Origin of the sequence: Leisingera sp. XS_AS12 (genome assembly GCF_041224635.1) — a bacterium.
Lineage (GTDB): Bacteria > Pseudomonadota > Alphaproteobacteria > Rhodobacterales > Rhodobacteraceae > Leisingera.
This window is the reverse complement of record NZ_JBGFGM010000087.1, coordinates 113,888-132,672: the sequence shown is the minus strand read 5'-3', so window position 1 is coordinate 132,672 and position 18,785 is coordinate 113,888. Positions and strand designations below refer to the sequence as shown.

Sequence of the window (18,785 nt, the reverse complement as noted above, 5' to 3'; positions counted from 1 at the left end):
GGCCTCGGCCGTTGACAGACCGCGGGCGATACAGATGATGCCAAAGGCGGGCGCAGGCCCGCCTTTTTTGATGTCCGCCGTGGGGGAGCTTGCAATGGCGCTGTATGATTTCGACTGGGTGGATGCGTTTTCGGCGCGGGCCTTTGGCGGCAATGGCTGCGCCGTGGTGCATGGCGGGGCGGAGCTGCCGGAGGCGGTCTGCACCGCCTACGTGCGCGAGACCTCGCTGGTGGAATGCACGTTTACCGGCCCGTCGCAGGTCGCCGATGTCCGGGTGCGGTATTTCCTCGCCAGCCGCGAAATTCCCTTTGCCGGCCATCCCACCATCGCCACGGTGGCGGCGCTGCGCGATCGTGGGCTGTTCGAGGGCGACCGGATCACCCTGGAAACTGGGGCCGGGCTGGTGCCGGTCACGCTGGACGGCGACCTGATCGAGATGACCCAGGTAGCGCCCGAGTTCGGCCCCTTTGCCGATCCCGCGCTGGTGGCGGCGGCAGTGTCGCTGCCGGTGGAGGCCATCGTGGGACGCCCGCAGAAGGTCTCCACCGGGTTGCCGTTCTGCATCACGGTGCTGCGCGATCGCGCGGCGCTGGAGGCGGCCCTGCTGGACCTCGGGGCGCTGGCCGAGCTGGGCCGCGCGCTGGGCGCGGATGGTATCGACATGATGGAGCCGTTCCTGGTGACGCTGGAGGGTGCGACACCGGCGGGAGACACCTTCTCGCGCCTGCTGATGGCACCGCCGAGCCCGCCGGAGGATCCCTTCACTGGCTCGGCCACCGGCGCGATGGCGTCCTACCTGTGGCGACACGGGCTGATCGACAAGGCCGCGTTCACCGCCGAGCAGGGGCACGGGCTGGGCCGTCCCGGCCAGGCCCGGGTGGCGCGGGTTGGCACGCCGGATGCAATCGAAGGGGTGCGGGTGGCCGGAGAGGGCTTCGTGCTGATGCGCGGCACGGTGGATCTGCCGTCCGACCCGGGGCCGCAGGGGCGATGATTGCCTATGTCACGGTTGGCGCCGATGATCTGGCGCGGGCGAAGCGGTTCTACTCCGCCTTCCTGCCGGCGCTTGGTTACAGTCTGACGGAAGGGCCCGAGGGGCTGAGCTTCTGCCTGCCAGTGGCACCGGGACAGCGACCCGTGTCGCCCGATTTCTACGTGAAGCCACCGTTTGACGGCGCCGCGGCGACGGCGGGCAACGGCTGTATGGTGGCCTTCGAAGCCGGCAGCCAAAAGGCGGTGCGCAGCTTGCATGCGGCGGCGCTGGCGGCGGGCGGCACCTGTGATGGCGCGCCGGGGTTCCGTGACGCCTACAGCGCGGATTTCTACGTCGGCTACCTGCGCGACCCGCAGGGCAACAAGATCGCGCTGTTTTCCAGCAACCCGGAAGAGCCCGGCCGCGACGGGTGAGCCGCCGGACGACCTGCAAGGAGCGTCAGCTCTGCCAGGTCATGTCCGCGGGAAGTCGGTCGGCATGGCGCTTCAGCATGCGCCCGAACAGGCTGTCCGGGGTGGGGCGATGGTTGGGCCGCGTCTTGCAGTGCACGTGCAGCCCGGTGATGTCCGGGTCGTCCTCGAGGCGCCACTTGTCGGTGGGGTCGAAGAAGCGAGTGGTCTGCTTGCCGTTCCAGCAATAAAAGGGTTTGGTGCCAAGGGCGTATTGCGTCAGCTTGTGCTTCTTGATCAGGCGAGAGAAGGCGTCGTTGCCGTAGATGGTGATCCCCAGGTCGCGCGGCGAGAAGGGTTTGCCCTGCAGGCGCCACAGCGCGGGCTTCAGCACCCGCCTGCGAAAACCCAGCCAGTGCGGCATCAGGTCGGGGTGGTCATAGACCCGGTTGTAGTCGCGGATCATCTCGCAATCTTCTGGCAGGTAGAACACCGATGCGCCGATGCGGTGCCGGTCTTCCCAGGCGAAAAACGGTTTGCCTGGGTCGATGTCAAACGGGCGGAACAGCAGCACGTCGCAGTCCAGCCACAGGCCGCGGCCAAGCTCCATCAGTTTCATCCGGAACAGGTCCGAATAGGACAGGGTGCTCTGGATGTTGGCGCGTTCGGTGTAGCGCAGCGGTTTGAGGCGGGGGATCAGATCCGCGGGCAGGACCTCCGCGGCCGGGCGTAACCGGACGCCGGCGGGAACGTTTTCCACCGGGCCGAGATGGTACAGGTCGACGTCAAAACCGTGGTCGAGCCAGGACGACAGGCAAAGTGCGCCCAGGTTGTGGATCCGTCCCGATATCCATAGCGTCGCCAGTTTCACGCCTGGTCTCCCCGATAGCCCGCCAGTCCGGCGCAGCCTTACAGGAAAGTCGGGGCATGTCGCAATCCGCCCCGCCCAAAGGGGCGGGGCGGTGTGGTGTCAGGGTCGTACCGTCAGGCTCAGCCCGAGATCAGGCCCATGCTTTCCAGCTTCAGCAGAACCTGGTGGGCGCAGTTGTCCACGTCGGTGCCTTCGGTCTCGACGCGCAGTTCCGGGTTCTCCGGCACGTCGTAGGGGTCGGAGATGCCGGTGAACTCCTTGATCTTGCCTTCGCGGGCCAGCTTGTAGAGGCCCTTGCGGTCGCGGCGTTCGCATTCCTCGATCGAGGTGGCGACATGCACTTCGACGAAGGCGCCGAACTGTTCGATCTCCTCGCGCACGGCACGGCGGGTGGCGGCATAGGGCGCGATCGGCGCACAGATGGCGATACCGCCGTTCTTGGTGATCTCGGAGGCCACGTAACCGATGCGGCGGATGTTGAGGTCACGGTGCTCTTTCGAGAAGCCCAGCTCGCTCGACAGGTTCTTGCGCACGATGTCGCCGTCCAGCAGCGTCACCGGGCGGCCGCCCATTTCCATCAGCTTGACCATCAGCGCGTTGGCGATGGTGGATTTGCCCGAGCCGGAGAAGCCGGTGAAGAACACGGTGAAGCCCTGCTTGGAGCGCGGCGGCTTGGTGCGGCGCAGTTCCTTCACCACCTCGGGGAAGGAGAACCATTCCGGGATTTCCAGACCTTCGGCCAGGCGGCGGCGCAGTTCGGTGCCGGAGATGTTGAGGATGGTGACGTTGTCGCGGTCCTCGATCTCGTCGGCGGGTTCGTACTGGGCTCGTTCCTGCACGTAGACCATGTGCTTGAAGTCGACCATCTTGAGGCCGATTTCTTCTTCATGGGCGCGGAACAGCTCCTGCGCGTCATAGGGGCCGTAGAAGTCTTCGCCCTGGGAGTTCTTGCCCGGGCCGGCGTGGTCGCGACCGACGATGAAGTGGGTGCAGCCGTGGTTGGCGCGGATCAGGCCGTGCCAGACCGCCTCGCGCGGGCCGGCCATGCGCATCGCCAGGTTCAGCAGCGACATGGTGGTGGTGGCGGCCGGGTATTTGTCCAGCACCGCTTCGTAGCAGCGCACACGGGTGAAGTGGTCGACGTCGCCCGGCTTGGTCATGCCGACAACCGGGTGGATCAGCAGGTTGGCCTCGGCTTCGCGCGCGGCGCGGAAGGTCAGCTCCTGGTGGGCGCGGTGCAGCGGGTTGCGGGTCTGGAAGGCCACGACCTTGCGCCAGCCCAGCTTGCGGAAATGCGCGCGCAGCTCGTTCGGGGTGTCGCGGCGGCCGCGGAAGTCATAGTGGATCGGCTGCTGGATACCGGTCACCGGGCCACCCAGGTAGACCTTGCCTGCGGTGTTGTGCAGGTAGTTCACCGCCGGGTGCGCGTCGTCATCGGCGCCAAAGACCTTCTCAGCCTCGCGGGATTTGTTCGGCACCCAGTTGTCGGTGACGGTCATGGTTGCGAGGATCACGCCTTCCTGGTCGCGCAGGGCGATGTCCTGGCCCGCTTCCAGCTTGGAGGCGAAGTCTTCGGACACGTCCAGGGTGATCGGGATCGGCCACAGGGTGCCGTCGGCCAGGCGCATGTTTTCGACCACGCCGTCATAGTCTTCCTCGGTCAGGAAGCCCTTCAGCGGGTTGAAGCCGCCGTTCATCAGCAGTTCCAGGTCGCAGATCTGGCGCGGGGTCAGGTCCCAGCTGACCAGATCGGCCGCTTCGACTTTCAGCTTCTGCGCGCTTTCGTAGGAGACATAGAGCTCAGGGATGGGAGCCAGGTTGCTTTGCATTGGATGGGTCCTGTGCTTGATGGGTGGCAGGCCGCTGGCGGTGCCGGTAAGTTCCGCGTGCAGCGCGTTGTATTCGGCGAGCTTGCGGGAGAGGAAACGATCTGTGAGCCGCAGTTTTTCAGTCGCGCCCCGGGTGGTCAGCGTGTAGGCAAACCGCTGCCGCTTGTCCGGGCCGGGGCGGTTGCTGATGGTGATCAGCCCGGCCTCGGCGGCGGCGCGCAGCTGCGTGTTGAGCCGACCAAGCGAAATCCCCAGCGCGGCGGCGGTGGCCCGCTGCGAGGCGTCCGGCGCCGCGTCCAGCTGGCGCAGCAGCCGAAAGAGCAGGTCTTCCTCTTCCGGAGACGGTGGGGGGGCAAGGGTCGGCACGGGTGGGCAGCTCTGTCAAAGTGTGTTCACGGCTGAACGCTTTGCATGGAATGCCGCTGTTGCAAAGTCGAAATTGCCCGCATTGGGCGATTTCCTGCCGCGTTGCATCGCTGCAACGCAGCGCTTCGGATTTTTTGGGAAATTGTTCCACGCTCCGACGGTTCGCCGGAACGGGCGTGGGGTGGGCGGCCCGGGCGGGCCGTGTTTTTGGATAAAGAGTTTCGCGAATTTATCGGGCGGCGGCCAGAATCCGGGGCAGGGCGGCGGCCTGCTGCACCGGCAGGGCGGCAAGCGAATCACTGACGCCGCGCAGATCGACCTGGCGCAGATCGAAGCGCTCGGGCGTATACCCGGCCGCCTTCAGCAGCTGCGCCGAGATCAGAAGTTCCACCGCCAGTGGCTTGGTCTGGGCTTCGAGACGGCTGGCGGTGTTGACGCTGTCACCGATGATGGTTTTCGGCGCATGGCCGACGCTGCCGATCTCGCCCAGCACCACCTCGCCCAGGTGCAGACCGATGCCGATGCGCACTTCGGGCTCTCCCTCGTCGGCGAGCTGCGCATTGAACTGTTGCAGGGCGAGGCCGATGGCGGTGGCGGCCTCCAGCGCCGCCTCGGCCGAGGGTTGGGCACCGGGGGCCTTGAACACCGCCAGCAGGCCGTCGCCGAGATACTTGTCGACGGTGCCACCGGCCTCGGTGATGGCGGGCACGATGGCGTCGAAGAACCGGTTCAGCAGGAAGACCACGTCATAGGGCAGCTGGCCTTCGGTGCGGGCGGTGAAGCCGCGCATGTCGAGGAACAGGATGGCCAGCTGCTGTTCGCTGCCCTGGCTGGCGTGGGCGCGGCCGGGGCGGCCGTCGGGGCGGAACACGCGGCTGACCGTGAGCGGTGCCGCGGGGCGGATCTGGCAGGCCAGCCGCATGTTGGCCGGGGCGTTCACCCGCGCGAGGCTGCGGGCCTCGGTGGGCTCGGGGGGCGGCAGGTCTTCGGCACCGTCGTCGATGACCACCCGGCAGGTGGTGCAGCGGCCCTTGCCGCCGCATAGCGCGGTATGGGCAATGCCGTTGGCACGCGACATCTCCAGCAGGGTCAAGCCGCGTTCGGCGCGGATCTCGGGGCCGTCGGCATAGCGGATCCGCACCGCCTGCCGCCGCCGCATCATCTTGCGCAGCAGGTAGCTGGTGGCGGTCAGGGCAAGCAGCAGCCAGAAGGTGGTGAGCCAGAGCGTCTCGGTGCGCAGCAGCTGCGCAAAGGCGTCGCGGCTGGGCCAGTTGAACGCCGCCATCAGCTCGGCGCGCTGGCTGCCCTCGACAAAGAGGTCATAGATCCGGCGTCCCTCGGTCAGCAGCCCGGCCAGCGCAAAGCCGGGGATGAACACCGCCAGTCCGGCCATCCAGGGGATCATGGGGCGCCACCAGCGGGTCAGGCGCAGCCAGTAGTGCAGGCCGATGCAGCCGTGGATCCAGACCGCCAGCAGCAGTGCCGTCTGCTGCCAGACCTCGGGCGAGTTCCACATCAGCACGATAACATAGGGCATCGCGTCGATGGTGTCGTGGATCTCGTGGGAATAGCGGGTGTAGACAATATGGCTGAGCAGCTGGAGGGGGATCAGCAGCCCGAGGATGGTCTGCACCGCGGTGCCGCGGGGCATCCGCAGATTGCGCCGCCGGGCGAGGCTCCACAGTGCCAGGCCCGCGTGCAGGATCAGCGAGGCGTAGAGGATCACGCTGCCCAGCAGGCTGTGGGTGATCAGTTGGCGGATGTCCTGGAACTGCGCCATCCAGACCGGCGACAGCAACCCAAGGCCGATGTTGATGAAGTGAAAGAAGGCATAGGTGAACAGCACCAACCCGGTAGCGATGCGGGTGCGGCTGATCCAGTTGCCCTGCCAGAGTGCGCTTGCCAAGCCGGTTCCCCTTCGCGCCGTCGTTACCGCACAGGGTGCCGGGCGGGGCGGGTGTGGTCAAGGCAGAGCGGATGCGGCGCTGGCATGGCGGGTCAGCCGGAGGACCCGTGCAAAAGCTGGCTTTCCTGCGGCTTCAGCAACAGGCGCGCGGGCGGGTAGCCGTGGTCTGCGCTGTGGGCGAGGTCGGGGAATAGCTCGAGGATTTCCCGTCGGGTGGCGGCGCCACCGTCGGCCAGCAGCCGCGCGCCCGGCCGGAAGCTCTCGCTCCACAGGCCTTCGGACAGCACCAGCTGGTGCTGGGCAAACAGCAGGTGCACATAGGTGGTTGCCGCCACCGGCTGACGCTCGATGCCGTCCTGCGCCAACAGGTGGCTGGCGGCGGCCAGCGCCTCCGGTTCGCCGAACAGCAGCTGGCACGTGGCGCCATCTTGCAGCAGCCGGTGCTGGGGCGAGACCCAGAGGTCCCGTGCGGGGCAGCCGGGGCCAAAGGCACCGGCGGCGATGCGCACCGGTTGCAGGTGCGGGCACTGGCGCATCCAGTCGGCGCCGACCTGCCGCAGCCCCACCCACAGGAGCGGCTGATAGCCGTTGTCGCGGGTCAGCACCAGGTCGCCGGGCCGCAGCCGCTCGACCGGGCGCAGGCCGGAGTGCGTGGCGATACGGGTGCCGGTCACGAAACAGGGGACGAAGCGTGGCCGTTCGCCGTTGGCGTAATTGCTGCCGGTCAGCTTGTCATAGCGGCCCCCGTGCAATAGCGGCGCCGAGGTCGCAAAGCCCCAAGGGGCGTCGGCACCGGCACCGTCACGGCTGTAGAGACTGACGGTGACGACCGGGCCAGCGGCTGCGCCCTCGGTGGTCACCTGTTGCAGATGCAGCAGCGACTGTGCCGACACCCGGCTGCCAGCGGGCACCAGCGTGCCGCCCTCGATCACCTGATGGCCGCCGGTCAGCCCGTCCTCGAAACTGCTGGCGCGCCCGGCGCTGTCGAACAGGCGGATCTGCTGCGCGGGCTGGCTGGCGTCGAATTCGAAAACAGTACCATCGGGGACGTCCGCGTTGCCGCGCACGGGGCTTTGCGCCGCCAGCCGGGATGAGCTGGCGTCGACGGTCAGGGCGCTGACCGGATAGGCGCGGAGCGTGCGAATGGCCATAGGGCCCCCGGCAAGACGTGATCGGTGACCAGCTTTGTGCCGCAGCTGCTGCTAAGGTGGGGTTAAATCAAGGGGGCGGGCAGAGGGGGGCGGGCGGAAATATGCCCGACAAGTGCCTCGGATTTTAACGACCGGCGCCGGGCCGGGCATCCAGGCTCCCCCCTTGGCCGCAATAGGGCAGGGGGGAGCCGGTCTGTCAGTCTTCCTGTTCGGCGAGGAAGCGTTCGGCGTCCAGCGCGGCCATGCAGCCCATGCCGGCCGAGGTCACCGCCTGGCGGTATTTGTGGTCGGTCAGGTCGCCCGCGGCAAAGATGCCGGGGATCGAGGTCTCGGTGGTGCCGGGCTTCACCTTGACGTAGCCGCCGTTGTGCAGTTCCAGCACGTCCTTCACCAGCTCGGTCGCGGGCGCGTGGCCGATGGCGACAAAGACGCCCTTGCAGGGGATCTCTTTCAGCTCGCCGGTCTGCACATTCTTGACCACCACGCCCTCAACCCCCAGCGGGTTGTCGGTGCCGACGACCTCTTCGAGGGTGTGGAACCACAGGGTCTCGATCTTGGGGTTCTTCAGCAGGCGGTCCTGCAGGATCTTCTCGGCGCGCAGCTCGTCGCGACGGTGGATCAGGGTCACCTTGGAGGCGAAGTTGGTGAGGAACAGCGCCTCTTCCACGGCGGTGTTGCCGCCGCCGATCACCACGATCTCCTGGCCGCGGTAGAAGAAACCGTCACAGGTGGCACAGGCGGAGACGCCGAAGCCCTTGAACTTCTCTTCCGACGGCAGCCCCAGCCACTTGGCGCGTGCGCCCGTGGCGAGGATCACAGCATCGGCGGTGTAGGTGGTGCCGCTGTCGCCCTTGGCGACGAAGGGGCGCGAAGAAGTGTCGAGCGAGGTGATGATGTCGCCGATGATCTCGGTGCCCATTGCCTTGGCGTGTTCCTGCATCCGCACCATCAGGTCGGGACCCTGCACCTCGGTGTCGCCGGGCCAGTTCTCGACCTCGGTGGTGGTGGTCAGCTGGCCGCCGGGCTCGATCCCCTGAACCAGGATCGGTTCCAGCATGGCGCGGGCGGCATAGACCCCCGCAGTATAGCCCGCAGGCCCGGAGCCGATGATCAGGACCTTGGTGTGGCGCGTCTCGCTCATGTGTGTTCCCCACGTAATGCAGCATGGCGGGCTTGCCGCCGTCAGAAAAAGCATATAGCGCCCGCCTCCGCAGGCTTAAACCCCCCTCTGCTGCCGGTCCCGTGGCGGGATGGAAAAACGGCGCGCTGCGGGGGATTGCCGCTTGCACCTTCGCAAGGCAAAGATTATTGCGCGCAAATGAAATATTATTGCGCAGCCCTGCGGCGGTGCTATAAGAAACGAAAAACCTGATAGGAGCCTCAGCCATGGTCACAACCCGTCTTGATCCGATTGATCGCAAGATTCTGTCGGAGCTTCAGGCAGATGGGCGAATGACCAACGTGGAGCTGGCCAAGCGTGTCGGCATTTCCGCGCCGCCCTGTCTGCGCCGGGTGCGCGCGCTGGAGGAGGCCGGGCTGATCCACGGCTACCACGCGGATGTGAACGCGCGTGAGCTGGGGTTCGAGGTGCAGGTCTTTGCCATGGTTGGCCTCGAGAGCCAGGCCGAGGCGGAGCTGAGCGCCTTCGAGGAGAAATGCCGGGGCTGGCCGCTGGTGCGCGAGTGCCACATGCTGAACGGCGAGGTGGATTTCATCCTGAAATGCGTCTCGCCCGACCTGTCCACCTTCCAGAGCTTCCTGACCGGCGAGCTGTTGACCACCCCGAATGTGGCCAGCGTCAAGACATCGCTGGTGATCCGGGGGGCCAAGGATGAGCCGGGGGTGCCCTTCGAGGTGCTGGAAGAGCGGCTGGCGCGCGAAGCCTGAGCGATGCGCGGCGCGTGACCGCCCGGCGCGAAGGCCGGGCGTGACGTCGGGCGCGGGCGTTACAGGATCGGGCTGCCGCTGCGGTTGCCCTGATCGGCGCGGCGATGGGCGAGAGGGCCGAAGTCGCGGATGCTGTCGGCATGGGCAAACATGTTCAGGAACAGTGTCTTGATCGGGTGGCTCGCCAGTTTCAGCGCATCCGGGCCGGGGTGGTAGGTCTCGAACTCCAGCCCGCCCACGGTGATCACTGCGTGGCGCGCCAGGCAGAGATGGTACATGTCGACCGGCGTCGGTGGCGCGGTTTCAAAGATCGTCATGCCGTCGCAGAATTCGGTGGCGCGGGTCAGCAGCGTGCCGCCATCGGCGGTGCCGCGCAGCAGTCGCGCCGAGGGGCCGACGACCAGACTGCAATTGGGGCGCTGCAAGCCCATGCTGTCGGCCATGAAGCTGGTCAGCGGGTGGCTGCGTTTCCGGCTGCCGGGACGGCCGGGCACCAGGCTGGTGTGCCCGATCCACAGCAGCGTCTGCGCCTCGCCGTCGCGGGTCAGCAGCCGGTCGCCGGGCAGCAGGTCCTCGACCGCGATCGGCCCGTCGGTGGTTTCCACCTGCGAGCCGCGGGAAAAGGCGGTAAAGGCCTCTTCGAACAGCGGCATCGCCGGGGCGATGTGGCGGGTTTCGGCAATGCCACCGTCGGGCAGCAGGCAGGCGACCTCGAAGCGACGCAGCTGCGGTTTGCCGGCGGCGCGCAGCGCGGTCGGATCCTGCAGGAAGGCAGTGGCCTCGGTGGCGTTGGCAGCGGCTTTTTGCAAGGAATGCGGAATGGTCATGGCGCGCAGGACTCTCCTTGGCGGTTGATCCGCGGCATCGGCCCCCACCGAATGCGCGGAACGGGTAAAAACAACTCTGTCAAATCTTTGTGCCACCAGACCGATCTGGGAACGGTCTGGCGCCGTGTCTTTCCACGTGTCTTTCCATACGCGCGACAGCGCGTTCGGGTTTCAGCGCCGGTCAGATGCCCCGGTGGCGGCAGGCCCTGCGGGTGCCAGAAGCACCGACAGGCGTCGCCACCGGGGCACCCGTCCCCGGCGTTAACCCGTCTTCAGCCTGGCCGCCCGTCGCGCCCGTACCACCGCGGCGGTGGTCCAGGGCAGGGGTGTCGCGGCCTCGACCTTGGCAGCGCGCAGGATCGCTGCAATGAAACGTCTGTTCATCTTCATGTCGGCTCTGTCCTTGGCCCGGCAGCGACAGGGCTGCGGTTGCATGTGTTCTGATCTCTTTATGAGTAATCTTTGCGCCGTGATTATGACCGGGCGGGGGCATTTTCAGCGGCGCTGCCGGGCTTGCGACGCTTTGTGCTGCCGACGGGACGCGGGGCTGCAAGTGTTTGTGTCGCTGGCGAAAAACGGCGCTCCGCCACGGCGCGGCCTGGCGCGGGCGCGGCAATTGCGGCGCAAGCGCGCGGCTTCTGCCACAATTGCAATGGTTAACGGGCGTTAGGAAATGCGCGTCACAGGCGGATGCAGGCGATCAGGCGTCCGTAGTCGGCTTCCTTGGCGTGGGTGGCGCGGCGGAAGGAATAGAACCGCGCCGGATCGGCGTAGGTGCAGTGACGGGTCCACTCGGCCGCGCCGACGCCGGCCTCGCGCAGCTTGTACAGGCCAAGGCCCGGCAGATCGAACTGGTAGCGACCCTCGCGGCCATTGGCGAAGAAGCGGGCAAAGCGCGCATCCTGCATCATGAAGTCGTCGAAGAATTCCGGGCCGACCTCGTAAGCGCGCTGCGAGATGCTGGGGCCGATCACGGCGGCGGTCTTCTCGCGCTGGGCACCGAGGGTTTCCATCGCGTCCAGCGTTGCCTCCAGCACCCCGTCGAGGGTGCCGCGCCAGCCCGCGTGGGCGGCGCCGATGACGCCTGCTTCCGGGTCGGCAAACAGCACTGGCTGGCAGTCGGCGGTCAGGATCGACAGCGCAAGACCGGGGACGTTGGTGACCATCGCATCGGCGCGCGGGCGGGTGTCTGACGCCTCGGTCACCACATGCACGTCGGCGCTGTGGACCTGGTTCACGGCGCAGAGGTTTTCCGGCGGCACCTCCATCGCGGCGGCGACCCGGGCGCGGTTGATCTGCACCGCCTCGCGCTGGTCAGAGGAGCCGAGACCGCAGTTCAAACCCTGAAACACCCCGGAGGAGGCGCCGCCACGACGGGTGAAGAACCCGTGGCGGGTCGGGCCTAGCAGGTCGGATGTGAGAATTTCCAGCGTCATGGGTTCAATCCTGGCGGCGGGGCGGCCTGCGGCGGATAGAGGCCGAGAATTTTGAACAGGTTTCCCATTTCCGCCGGGTGCGTCAACCGCCGATGTGCGGCGACCAGGTTGTCGAGCGCCGCGCCCTGCAGCGGCGCCGCCAGCGCGCGGGCGCGGTCGGTGATGCCGAGCCGTTCGAGGAACACCCCCTGCGGGGTGAGGCGGCTGTGGGCGCAACCTGCGGTTTTTGCTGCCAATGCCAGTGCTTCGAAATCCACATGGGCGGTCAGGTCCGCCTCGCCCGGGGTGGTCAGTACGTCGGCGGGAGCATGGGCGCGCAGCGCCTGCAACGTATCGCCGAGCGCGCGCCAGTCGCCGTAGTCGACGATCAGCGCCGCGCCGCCGTGGGTCGCGATTCGGGTCGCGAGGGACTCGGCAATCGGGGCGGCGGGTTCGCAGATCTCCACCAGGTCGCCGTCCCGGGTGTCTTCCAGCCGGTGCGCCAGGGCAGGCTGCGGCGTCGCGGGGGCAAGGCCGAAGGACAGCGTGCCGTTGCTGAGGCCAATGCGCCGTTCGCTCCAGCCCGCGCCGCTGCGGATGAACTGGCGGATCGGCAGCGCATCGAAGAATTCATTGGCCACCAGGAACAGCGGCTGGTCCGGCAGGGTCTCGACATGGTCGTGCCACCGGGGCGCAAAGCCCGCCAGCGTCTCTGCCTGCACCTTGCGCAGGGCGGGGGAGGCCTCGACCAGGTGCGGCTGCATGGCTGCGTGAAAGCCGGGCACACCGCGGGTGGCGCGCAAGAGATCCGCCATCAGGGTGCCGCGGCCCGGTCCCAGCTCGGCCAGGGTGAAGGGCGCGGGCGCGCCCTGGTCCAGCCAGCTTTGCGCCAGCGCCAGGCCCAGGAGCTCGCCGAACATCTGGCTGATTTCCGGCGCGGTGGTGAAATCCCCCGCCGCCCCCAGCGGGTCGCGGGTGGTGTAATAGCCGAACCGCGGATGCAGCAGGCAGTCGGACATGTAGTCCGCGACCGAGATCGGCCCCTCTGCCCGGATGCGGGTGGTGAGGTGGTCTGTCAGGCTCATGCGGGGCTCTGCTGCGGCTGGCGTGCGCGGATCAGGAAGAAGAGGCCAAGCGCAATCATCGGCAGCGACAGCGCCTGCCCCTGGGTGAGGCCGACGCCATCAATGTGCCAGGCCAGTCCCAGCGGGTTGCCGGGGGTGACGAACTGGGCATCGGGCTGGCGCACGAATTCCACCGCGAAACGGGCCAGCCCGTAGCCTGCGAGAAACACGCCAAGGACGCGGCCCGGCGCGTGCAGGGCGTTGCGGCGCCACACGAGGTAGAGCAGCAGCGCGCCCAGCAGCAGCCCCTCCAGCGCGGCCTCATAGAGTTGCGAGGGGTGGCGGGCGCAGATCTCGCCCAGGGCCTGGCCGCAGTCCTGCGCCATCTGGCCGGGGAAGGCGACGCCCCAGGGCAGCTCGGTGGGACGGCCCCAGAGCTCGGCGTTGACGAAATTCGCCAGCCGCCCCAGCAGCAGGCCGGGGGCCACCACATGGGCCACCAGATCGGCCATCTGCAGGCGGGGGATGTTGTGGCGCGCGGCATAGATCCAGGCCGCCAGCACCACGCCGATCAGCCCGCCGTGAAAGGCCATGCCGCCCTTCCAGATCTGCAGGATCTCGACCGGGTTCTGCATGTAATAGCCGGGGTTGTAGAACAGCACCGAGCCAAGCCGCCCGCCGAGGATGACGCCGAGGATGATCCAGGTCAGCAGGTCCTCGACCTGCTCGGGCTTCATCGGCGGCTGCTGCGCGGGCCACAGGGCCGGACGGCGCAGCGCCGCGACGGCCAGCCGCCAGGCGATGACGATCCCGACGATATAGGCCAGCGCGTACCAGCGCAGGGCAAACTCGAAGGAGCCGATGGAGATCGAGAAGATCTCGGGCGAGAGGTCGGGGAAGGGGATCATGGCCTGCATGCGGGATGAATGCCTTTGTGTGGTAAGGGAAGTCAACGGCTTGCAGCCGCGCCAATGCTTGCCCATATAAGGTGCAACCCTGTCACGGAGAAGACGATGCAGAGCCGCAACAAGATCCTGGATGACATTTCCCAGCTGATGACCAATGCAATGGGCGTGGCCCAGGGCGCCAAGGACGAGGCGGAGACCGCATTGAAAGGTATGCTGGACCGCTGGCTGGCCGACCGCGATTTCGTCACCCGCGAGGAATTCGACGCCGTGCGCGCCATGGCCCAGAAGGCGCGCGAGGAGAACGAGGCGCTGAAGGCGCGGCTGGACGCGCTGGAAACCGCGAACAAGGGCTGAGCCTTCACCCGTCCCGGCCCCTTGATGCCCCCGGGCGGCGCGGCCGCGCCGCTGGTGCGGCGCAGGTCCTGATCGGCAGAGAATGACCCCGTCACGGCCCCGGGCCTGTGGCGGGGTTTTCCGTAACTGACAGGGGCGGTTCCATGGTGCAAGATATGGGTGCCGACCGACGGTGCGCGGCTCTTGAGCCCTCTGTCGTCACCGGCAATTCCAGCCGGCATCTAGGGGGCTGTGGATAGTTCGTCCACAAGTTATTGCAGTTATCCCCTAAATAAAGGGTTGCCAGAACCCCAATTCCGCACCACCATATCTAGTAGGGAGCGGGGATGCCTCCCCGAGCCTCAACATAAAAACTGGCCGCGGGGCGCTGCCACGCCCGTCAGGGTCAGGGATCTAGAGAGGTGGAAACATGGCACTATCCGAGCTTCAGCTGGAAGAGGACGTCCATCCCATCGACATCGTCGAACATCTGGCTTCGCACCACGACTGGGATTTCGACCGGGTTGGCGATGACCAGATTGCCATGTCGGTGGAGGGGCAGTGGCGGACCTATTCGCTGACCCTGGCCTGGTCGGGCTACGAGGAGTGCCTGCGGCTGGTCTGCAGTTTCGAGATGGAGCCGCCGGAGGCGGAGCTGCCGCGGCTCTATGAGCTGATCAACTGCATGAACGACCAGTGCTGGGAAGGCAATTTCACCTATTGGGCCGATCACAAGCTGATGCTGTTCCGCTATGGGCTGATGCTGGCGGGCGGCCAATTGCCGAGCCCGCAGCAGATCGACGCGATGCTGAAGGCCGCGGTGGCCAATGCGGAGCGCTACTACCCGGCGATCCAGCTGGCGGTCTGGGGGAAGCGCAAGCCCGCGGATGCCCTGCAGGTCGCCATTGCAGAGGCCTACGGCCGCGCGTAAACCTAGCCCCGGACCTGACAAATCAAGGGGAGGGGCTGTTATGGACATGACGGAGATCGCCGCGCGCGGGCTGGTGCTTCTGGGCTGCGGGAAAATGGGCTCGGCGATGCTAGCGGGCTGGCTGGAGAACGGATTGCCGGCCACCTCGGTCTGGGTGATCGATCCCCGCCCATCGGATTGGCTGAAGGCCACCGGCGTCAACGTGAATGCCAAGATGCCGGCGGCGCCCGGTATCGTGCTGATCGCGGTGAAGCCGCAGATGATGGGCGAGGCCCTGCCGACCTTGCAGAGCTACGGCAACGGCCAGACGCTGTTCATCTCGGTGGCGGCGGGCACCTCGATCGAGACCTTCCAGAACATCCTTGGCGCCGAGACGCCGATCGTGCGGGCAATGCCCAACACGCCGGCGGCGATCGGTCGTGGCATCACCGCGCTGATCGGCAACAGCTATGCGAGCCCGAAGGACCTTGAGCGCGCCGAAGGTCTGCTACAGGCGGTCGGGCAGACCGTGCAGCTGGACAGCGAGGCGCAGATGGACGCGGTGACCGGCGTCAGCGGCTCCGGTCCCGCCTATGTGTTCCACCTGATCGAAACCCTGGCCGCCGCGGGCGAGGCGCAGGGCCTGCCTGCCGAGATGGCGATGAAGCTGGCCAAGGCCACCGTTGCAGGTGCCGGCGCGCTGGCGGAGGCGGCCGAGGAAGATCCGGGCCAGTTGCGCGTCAACGTGACCAGCCCCAATGGCACCACCCAGGCGGCGCTTGAGGTGCTGATGGACGAGAGCGAAGGCTTCCCGGCGCTGCTGAAGCGTGCGGTTGCTGCGGCTGCGGATCGCTCGCGGGAGCTGGCGCGTGGCTGAGATTTCCTTTGACGACTTCATGAAGGTCGATGTCCGCGTGGGCGAGATCGTGCGCGCGGAACCCTACCCGGAGGCGCGCAAGCCCGCGATCAAGCTGTGGATCGATTTCGGCGACGAGATCGGAGTCAAGAAGAGCTCGGCCCAGATCACCGCGCATTACACGCCGGAAACCCTGCCGGGCAAGCAGGTGCTGGCCGTGGTGAATTTTCCGCCGCGGCAGATCGGCCGGTTCATGTCCGAGGTGCTGGTCCTCGGGCTGCCGGATGCCGAGGGCGAGATCCATCTGATCGGCCCCGATGGAAAGGTGCCGCTGGGCGGAAGGATGCATTGAGATGAAACTGTTGATCGCACGACCGATGACCGCCGCCGTCGAGGCGCGCGCGCGCGAGGAGTTCCCCGAGGTGGAAATCCGCGGCAACACCGAGGTGATGAGCGAGGCGGAAATGCTGCGCGCGTTGGCAGAGTTCGACGCGGTGGTGCCGACGCTGGGTGACCTGTTCTCGGCCGAGATCTTTGCCAGGGCGGAACAGCCGCGTTGCAAGTTGCTGGCCAATTTCGGTGTTGGCTACAACCATATCGACGCCGAGGCCGCGCGCGCGGCGGGCGTCGAGGTGACCAACACCCCCGGTGCCGTGACCGATGCCACCGCCGATGTGGCGCTGACGCTGATGCTGATGTCGGCCCGCCGGGCCTCGGAAGGGGAGCGGCTGGTGCGCAGTGGCGACTGGCAGGGCTGGCATCCGACCCAGCTGCTGGGGCTGCATGTGACGGGCAAGCACGTGGGCATCGTCGGCATGGGCCGCATCGGTCAGGCCATCGCCCGGCGCTGCCATTTCGGGTTTGGCATGCAGGTGTCCTATATGGCGCGCTCGGACAAGGATCTGGACTTTCCGGCGCAGCGCGCGGACAGCCTGATCGCCCTGGCGAAAGCGGTGGATGTTGTGGTGATCGCGGTGCCCGGCGGCGCCGAGACCCGGCATCTGATCGACGCCGAGGTGCTGGCGGCGATGCGTCCCCACGCGCATCTGATCAACATCGCCCGTGGCGAGGTGGTGGACGAGGCGGCGCTGATCGCCGCGCTGCAGGCGCGTCGGATCGGCGGCGCGGGTCTGGATGTCTACGAGTTCGAGCCTGCGGTGCCGCAGGCGTTGCGGGAGCTGGACAATGTCACCCTGCTGCCGCACCTGGGCACCGCCACCGAGGAGGTGCGCAGCAACATGGGGCATATGGCGCTCGACAATGTGGCGGCCTTTAAGGCCGGTACCGTGCCGCCGAACCGGGTCTGACGCCCGTCGGACACGAGGTGCCGCCGGGGCTGGGGTCAGCTCTCGGCGGCTTGCCCCACGGCCTCGCGCCAATGGCGGCGGCAGAGCGAGACGTAGGTTTCGTTGCCGCCGATCTGGACCTGGTTGCCGTCGGTGACGACACGCCCTTGATCGTCCTGGCGCACCACCATGGTTGCCTTCTTGCCGCAATGGCAGATGGTGCGTACCTCGCGCATCTCGTCGGCCAGCGCCAGCAGCGTGGCTGAGCCGGGAAACAGCTTGCCCTGGAAATCCACCCGCAGGCCATAGGCCAGCACCGGAACCCGCAGATCGTCGACCACGCAGGCCAGTTGCCAGACCTGGTCAGGGGACAGGAACTGCGCCTCGTCCACGAACACCGCGGCCACCGGTCCCCGATCCAGGCGCTGCTTGATGCGCTGGAACAGGTCATCGCCCTCGGCGAAGGTATCGGCGTCCTGGCCGATGCCGATGCGCGAGGCGATTCGACCGGTGCCGGCACGATCGTCGAGGCGCGCGGTCAGCAGGTAGGTTTCCATGTGGTTTTCGCGGTAGTTGTGCGATGCCTGCAGCAGCACCGTCGATTTGCCCGCGTTCATGGTGGAGTAGTGGAAATAGAGCTTGGCCATGAGGAGGGTTTAGCTGCGCTGGCGGATGGGGAAAACCCAAACTTGCCGCTTTGCGGGAATCGGCGACCCGCGCGGGGTGGGATGGGACCATGGAGGCGGGGCGGAGAAGGCCCGCCGGGGCTGACGCGGCGGGGTGGAACAAATTCCCCTGTGATGCCGCATCAATCGCCCCGGAAGGCACTGGTTCCGGGCAGACCAATTGCCCTTGGCGCAGAATGTCACTCACCCATCCTGCCTCACACTGAACAACAGAAAGCTGTTGCACGATGTCACTCGCTAAATCCCTCAAAAACCTGAGGGATGGATAAGGTATCGCAATTCCTCTACAACTCAGAAATGGGAAATTAACCGCTGAGTTCCCCTATCGGGAGCAGCGACCGTGCCAGGTAGGATTTTTATGGCTGAGATTGGGACGTATTTGAAAAAGCACACCGAGGCGCTGGTGAAGGATGTCGGCATCGAAGCCGCCTGCCAGATTACCGGCAAGTCGAAGGCGACCTTGGGGCGGTATTACTCGGACAATGCGGAACACGCCGATCGCTTCATGCCGGTGGATGCGGTCGCCAGGCTGGAAGGGGCGGCGTCCTACCCGCATGTGACCTCGGCGCTGGCTGACCTCAAGAACATCACCCTGTCCTACAACGGCAATGGTTCCGCCCAGGAGACTGGTCGCAGCGGCGGGGTGAATGCGGATGTGATCGCGCTGAGCCAGCGCTTTGCCCAATTGATGAGCGAATACCAGGCCGCGATCGAAGATGGCATCATCACCGTGAACGAGGCCAAGCGTCTGTTGCGCGAGACGGTGCTGTTGCAGCAGGTGCTGCTGGACATGAAACTGCATCTCGAAGAAGAGAGCGCCTGAGGCCCCAGGCCGCGCGTAGCCGTCGCGCGGCGCTGCGATCGGACAATTTGAGCTGTGTTTCGCCCTGGCCATCGTGCCGGGGCTTTTTGCGTCTGCGCCGGCGGTGTCGGCACACCGGGTCCGTCCGTGGGTCTGACGCCGGGTAACAGCCTGCTTCGGGGCGTTAAACAATTGGGCACGGGCCGCAACTTCAGGGGGAATTCGCCGAGGGGCACATCGACCCGATTCTGCCGCATTTGCGCCGCGAAGTTACCGGTGAGCGCTGAAAACACCGGGAAAACTGG

General features: G+C 66.8%; 20 protein-coding genes. 9 read left to right on the top strand and 11 right to left on the bottom strand.

The genetic code is table 11. The annotated features are described in order from the left end of the window. Positions 1-94 precede the first annotated feature (94 nt). Positions 95-994 (top strand): PhzF family phenazine biosynthesis protein, encoded by a 900-nt coding sequence (locus AB9K35_RS09000; protein WP_369925454.1) that lies wholly within the window; start codon positions 95-97, stop codon positions 992-994. Continuing rightward, on the top strand, positions 991-1,407 hold the full coding sequence (locus AB9K35_RS08995) for a VOC family protein (RefSeq protein WP_369925452.1): 417 nt from the start codon (positions 991-993) through the stop codon (positions 1,405-1,407). Before AB9K35_RS09000 ends, AB9K35_RS08995 begins: the two co-directional genes overlap by 4 nt. Positions 1,408-1,432: 25 nt before the next feature. On the opposite strand, the gene AB9K35_RS08990 is transcribed toward AB9K35_RS08995, so the two are convergent. From AB9K35_RS08990 to trxB, 5 genes are all read right to left on the bottom strand, one after another. Continuing rightward, positions 1,433-2,254 (bottom strand): hypothetical protein, encoded by an 822-nt coding sequence (locus AB9K35_RS08990; protein ID WP_369925450.1) that lies wholly within the window; start codon positions 2,252-2,254, stop codon positions 1,433-1,435. A 119-nt stretch (positions 2,255-2,373) separates the two neighbouring features. Then, entirely contained in the window at positions 2,374-4,449 is a 2,076-nt protein-coding gene (locus tag AB9K35_RS08985) for a bifunctional sulfate adenylyltransferase/adenylylsulfate kinase (RefSeq protein ID WP_222455101.1), read from the bottom strand. Between the two features lie 229 nt (positions 4,450-4,678). Next, entirely contained in the window at positions 4,679-6,355 is a 1,677-nt protein-coding gene (locus tag AB9K35_RS08980) for an adenylate/guanylate cyclase domain-containing protein (RefSeq protein WP_369925448.1), read from the bottom strand. Positions 6,356-6,447: 92 nt separating this feature from the next. Beyond that, the gene (locus tag AB9K35_RS08975) at positions 6,448-7,506 is read right to left on the bottom strand and encodes a Hint domain-containing protein (protein WP_369925447.1); all 1,059 of its coding nucleotides are present in this window, start codon (positions 7,504-7,506) and stop codon (positions 6,448-6,450) included. A 196-nt stretch (positions 7,507-7,702) separates the two neighbouring features. Further along, the gene (gene trxB, locus AB9K35_RS08970) at positions 7,703-8,647 is read right to left on the bottom strand and encodes a thioredoxin-disulfide reductase (RefSeq protein ID WP_222455104.1); all 945 of its coding nucleotides are present in this window, start codon (positions 8,645-8,647) and stop codon (positions 7,703-7,705) included. 245 nt (positions 8,648-8,892) lie between these two features. On the opposite strand from trxB, the gene AB9K35_RS08965 reads away from it, so the two are divergent. Continuing rightward, positions 8,893-9,393: an Lrp/AsnC family transcriptional regulator gene (locus AB9K35_RS08965; RefSeq protein ID WP_222455105.1), complete on the top strand. Its 501-nt coding sequence runs from the start codon at positions 8,893-8,895 to the stop codon at positions 9,391-9,393. A gap of 59 nt (positions 9,394-9,452) precedes the next feature. Here AB9K35_RS08965 and AB9K35_RS08960 read toward each other — a convergent pair whose 3' ends face one another. The 5 genes from AB9K35_RS08960 to lgt all read right to left on the bottom strand — a co-directional run bounded on the left by AB9K35_RS08960 (position 9,453) and on the right by lgt (position 13,616). Next, entirely contained in the window at positions 9,453-10,220 is a 768-nt protein-coding gene (locus AB9K35_RS08960; protein ID WP_222455106.1) for a Hint domain-containing protein, read from the bottom strand. Positions 10,221-10,481: 261 nt separating this feature from the next. Next, positions 10,482-10,610: a hypothetical protein gene (locus tag AB9K35_RS08955; protein ID WP_369925444.1), complete on the bottom strand. Its 129-nt coding sequence runs from the start codon at positions 10,608-10,610 to the stop codon at positions 10,482-10,484. A 290-nt stretch (positions 10,611-10,900) separates the two neighbouring features. Continuing rightward, on the bottom strand, positions 10,901-11,656 hold the full coding sequence (gene pgeF / locus AB9K35_RS08950; protein ID WP_369925442.1) for a peptidoglycan editing factor PgeF: 756 nt from the start codon (positions 11,654-11,656) through the stop codon (positions 10,901-10,903). Continuing rightward, positions 11,653-12,720 carry a class I SAM-dependent methyltransferase gene (locus AB9K35_RS08945; RefSeq protein ID WP_369925440.1) on the bottom strand — a complete coding sequence of 356 codons (1,068 nt, stop codon included), beginning with the start codon at positions 12,718-12,720 and terminating at the stop codon, positions 11,653-11,655. Before AB9K35_RS08945 ends, pgeF begins: the two co-directional genes overlap by 4 nt. Beyond that, a complete protein-coding gene (lgt, locus tag AB9K35_RS08940; RefSeq protein WP_369925439.1) occupies positions 12,717-13,616 on the bottom strand; it encodes a prolipoprotein diacylglyceryl transferase in 900 nt (299 codons plus the stop codon). The genes AB9K35_RS08945 and lgt overlap by 4 nt, the downstream gene beginning before the upstream one ends. Positions 13,617-13,712: 96 nt before the next feature. Here lgt and AB9K35_RS08935 point away from each other — a divergent pair, with 96 nt between their 5' ends. The 5 genes from AB9K35_RS08935 (at position 13,713) to AB9K35_RS08915 (ending at position 17,013) form a co-directional block, all read left to right on the top strand. Beyond that, positions 13,713-13,961 carry an accessory factor UbiK family protein gene (locus AB9K35_RS08935; RefSeq protein ID WP_222455110.1) on the top strand — a complete coding sequence of 83 codons (249 nt, stop codon included), beginning with the start codon at positions 13,713-13,715 and terminating at the stop codon, positions 13,959-13,961. Positions 13,962-14,370: 409 nt separating this feature from the next. Further along, complete coding sequence (locus AB9K35_RS08930) at positions 14,371-14,871, top strand: YbjN domain-containing protein (protein ID WP_222455111.1); 501 nt, start codon at positions 14,371-14,373, stop codon at positions 14,869-14,871. A 40-nt stretch (positions 14,872-14,911) separates the two neighbouring features. After that, a complete protein-coding gene (gene proC, locus AB9K35_RS08925) occupies positions 14,912-15,727 on the top strand; it encodes a pyrroline-5-carboxylate reductase (protein ID WP_369925436.1) in 816 nt (271 codons plus the stop codon). Next, positions 15,720-16,058 (top strand): tRNA-binding protein, encoded by a 339-nt coding sequence (locus tag AB9K35_RS08920; RefSeq protein WP_222455113.1) that lies wholly within the window; start codon positions 15,720-15,722, stop codon positions 16,056-16,058. The genes proC and AB9K35_RS08920 overlap by 8 nt, the downstream gene beginning before the upstream one ends. Position 16,059: 1 nt before the next feature. After that, entirely contained in the window at positions 16,060-17,013 is a 954-nt protein-coding gene (locus AB9K35_RS08915; protein WP_369925434.1) for a 2-hydroxyacid dehydrogenase, read from the top strand. A 35-nt stretch (positions 17,014-17,048) separates the two neighbouring features. On the opposite strand, the gene AB9K35_RS08910 is transcribed toward AB9K35_RS08915, so the two are convergent. Then, positions 17,049-17,639: a thymidine kinase gene (locus tag AB9K35_RS08910; protein ID WP_369925432.1), complete on the bottom strand. Its 591-nt coding sequence runs from the start codon at positions 17,637-17,639 to the stop codon at positions 17,049-17,051. 397 nt (positions 17,640-18,036) lie between these two features. On the opposite strand from AB9K35_RS08910, the gene AB9K35_RS08905 reads away from it, so the two are divergent. Next, positions 18,037-18,501, top strand: a complete 465-nt coding sequence (locus AB9K35_RS08905; protein ID WP_222455116.1) for a hypothetical protein — start codon at positions 18,037-18,039, stop codon at positions 18,499-18,501. Positions 18,502-18,785: the final 284 nt, after the last annotated feature.

Coding starts and splice junctions, on each gene's coding strand:
- AB9K35_RS09000 (WP_369925454.1), top strand. CDS start 95: ATGGCGCTGTATGATTTCGACTGGGTGGATGCGTTTTCGGCGCGGGCC.
- AB9K35_RS08995 (WP_369925452.1), top strand. CDS start 991: ATGATTGCCTATGTCACGGTTGGCGCCGATGATCTGGCGCGGGCGAAG.
- AB9K35_RS08975 (WP_369925447.1), bottom strand. CDS start 7,506: ATGGCCATTCGCACGCTCCGCGCCTATCCGGTCAGCGCCCTGACCGTC.
- trxB (WP_222455104.1), bottom strand. CDS start 8,647: ATGAGCGAGACGCGCCACACCAAGGTCCTGATCATCGGCTCCGGGCCT.
- AB9K35_RS08965 (WP_222455105.1), top strand. CDS start 8,893: ATGGTCACAACCCGTCTTGATCCGATTGATCGCAAGATTCTGTCGGAG.
- AB9K35_RS08960 (WP_222455106.1), bottom strand. CDS start 10,220: ATGACCATTCCGCATTCCTTGCAAAAAGCCGCTGCCAACGCCACCGAG.
- AB9K35_RS08955 (WP_369925444.1), bottom strand. CDS start 10,610: ATGAAGATGAACAGACGTTTCATTGCAGCGATCCTGCGCGCTGCCAAG.
- pgeF (WP_369925442.1), bottom strand. CDS start 11,656: ATGACGCTGGAAATTCTCACATCCGACCTGCTAGGCCCGACCCGCCAC.
- AB9K35_RS08945 (WP_369925440.1), bottom strand. CDS start 12,720: ATGAGCCTGACAGACCACCTCACCACCCGCATCCGGGCAGAGGGGCCG.
- lgt (WP_369925439.1), bottom strand. CDS start 13,616: ATGCAGGCCATGATCCCCTTCCCCGACCTCTCGCCCGAGATCTTCTCG.
- AB9K35_RS08935 (WP_222455110.1), top strand. CDS start 13,713: ATGCAGAGCCGCAACAAGATCCTGGATGACATTTCCCAGCTGATGACC.
- AB9K35_RS08930 (WP_222455111.1), top strand. CDS start 14,371: ATGGCACTATCCGAGCTTCAGCTGGAAGAGGACGTCCATCCCATCGAC.
- proC (WP_369925436.1), top strand. CDS start 14,912: ATGGACATGACGGAGATCGCCGCGCGCGGGCTGGTGCTTCTGGGCTGC.
- AB9K35_RS08915 (WP_369925434.1), top strand. CDS start 16,060: ATGAAACTGTTGATCGCACGACCGATGACCGCCGCCGTCGAGGCGCGC.
- AB9K35_RS08910 (WP_369925432.1), bottom strand. CDS start 17,639: ATGGCCAAGCTCTATTTCCACTACTCCACCATGAACGCGGGCAAATCG.
- AB9K35_RS08905 (WP_222455116.1), top strand. CDS start 18,037: ATGGCTGAGATTGGGACGTATTTGAAAAAGCACACCGAGGCGCTGGTG.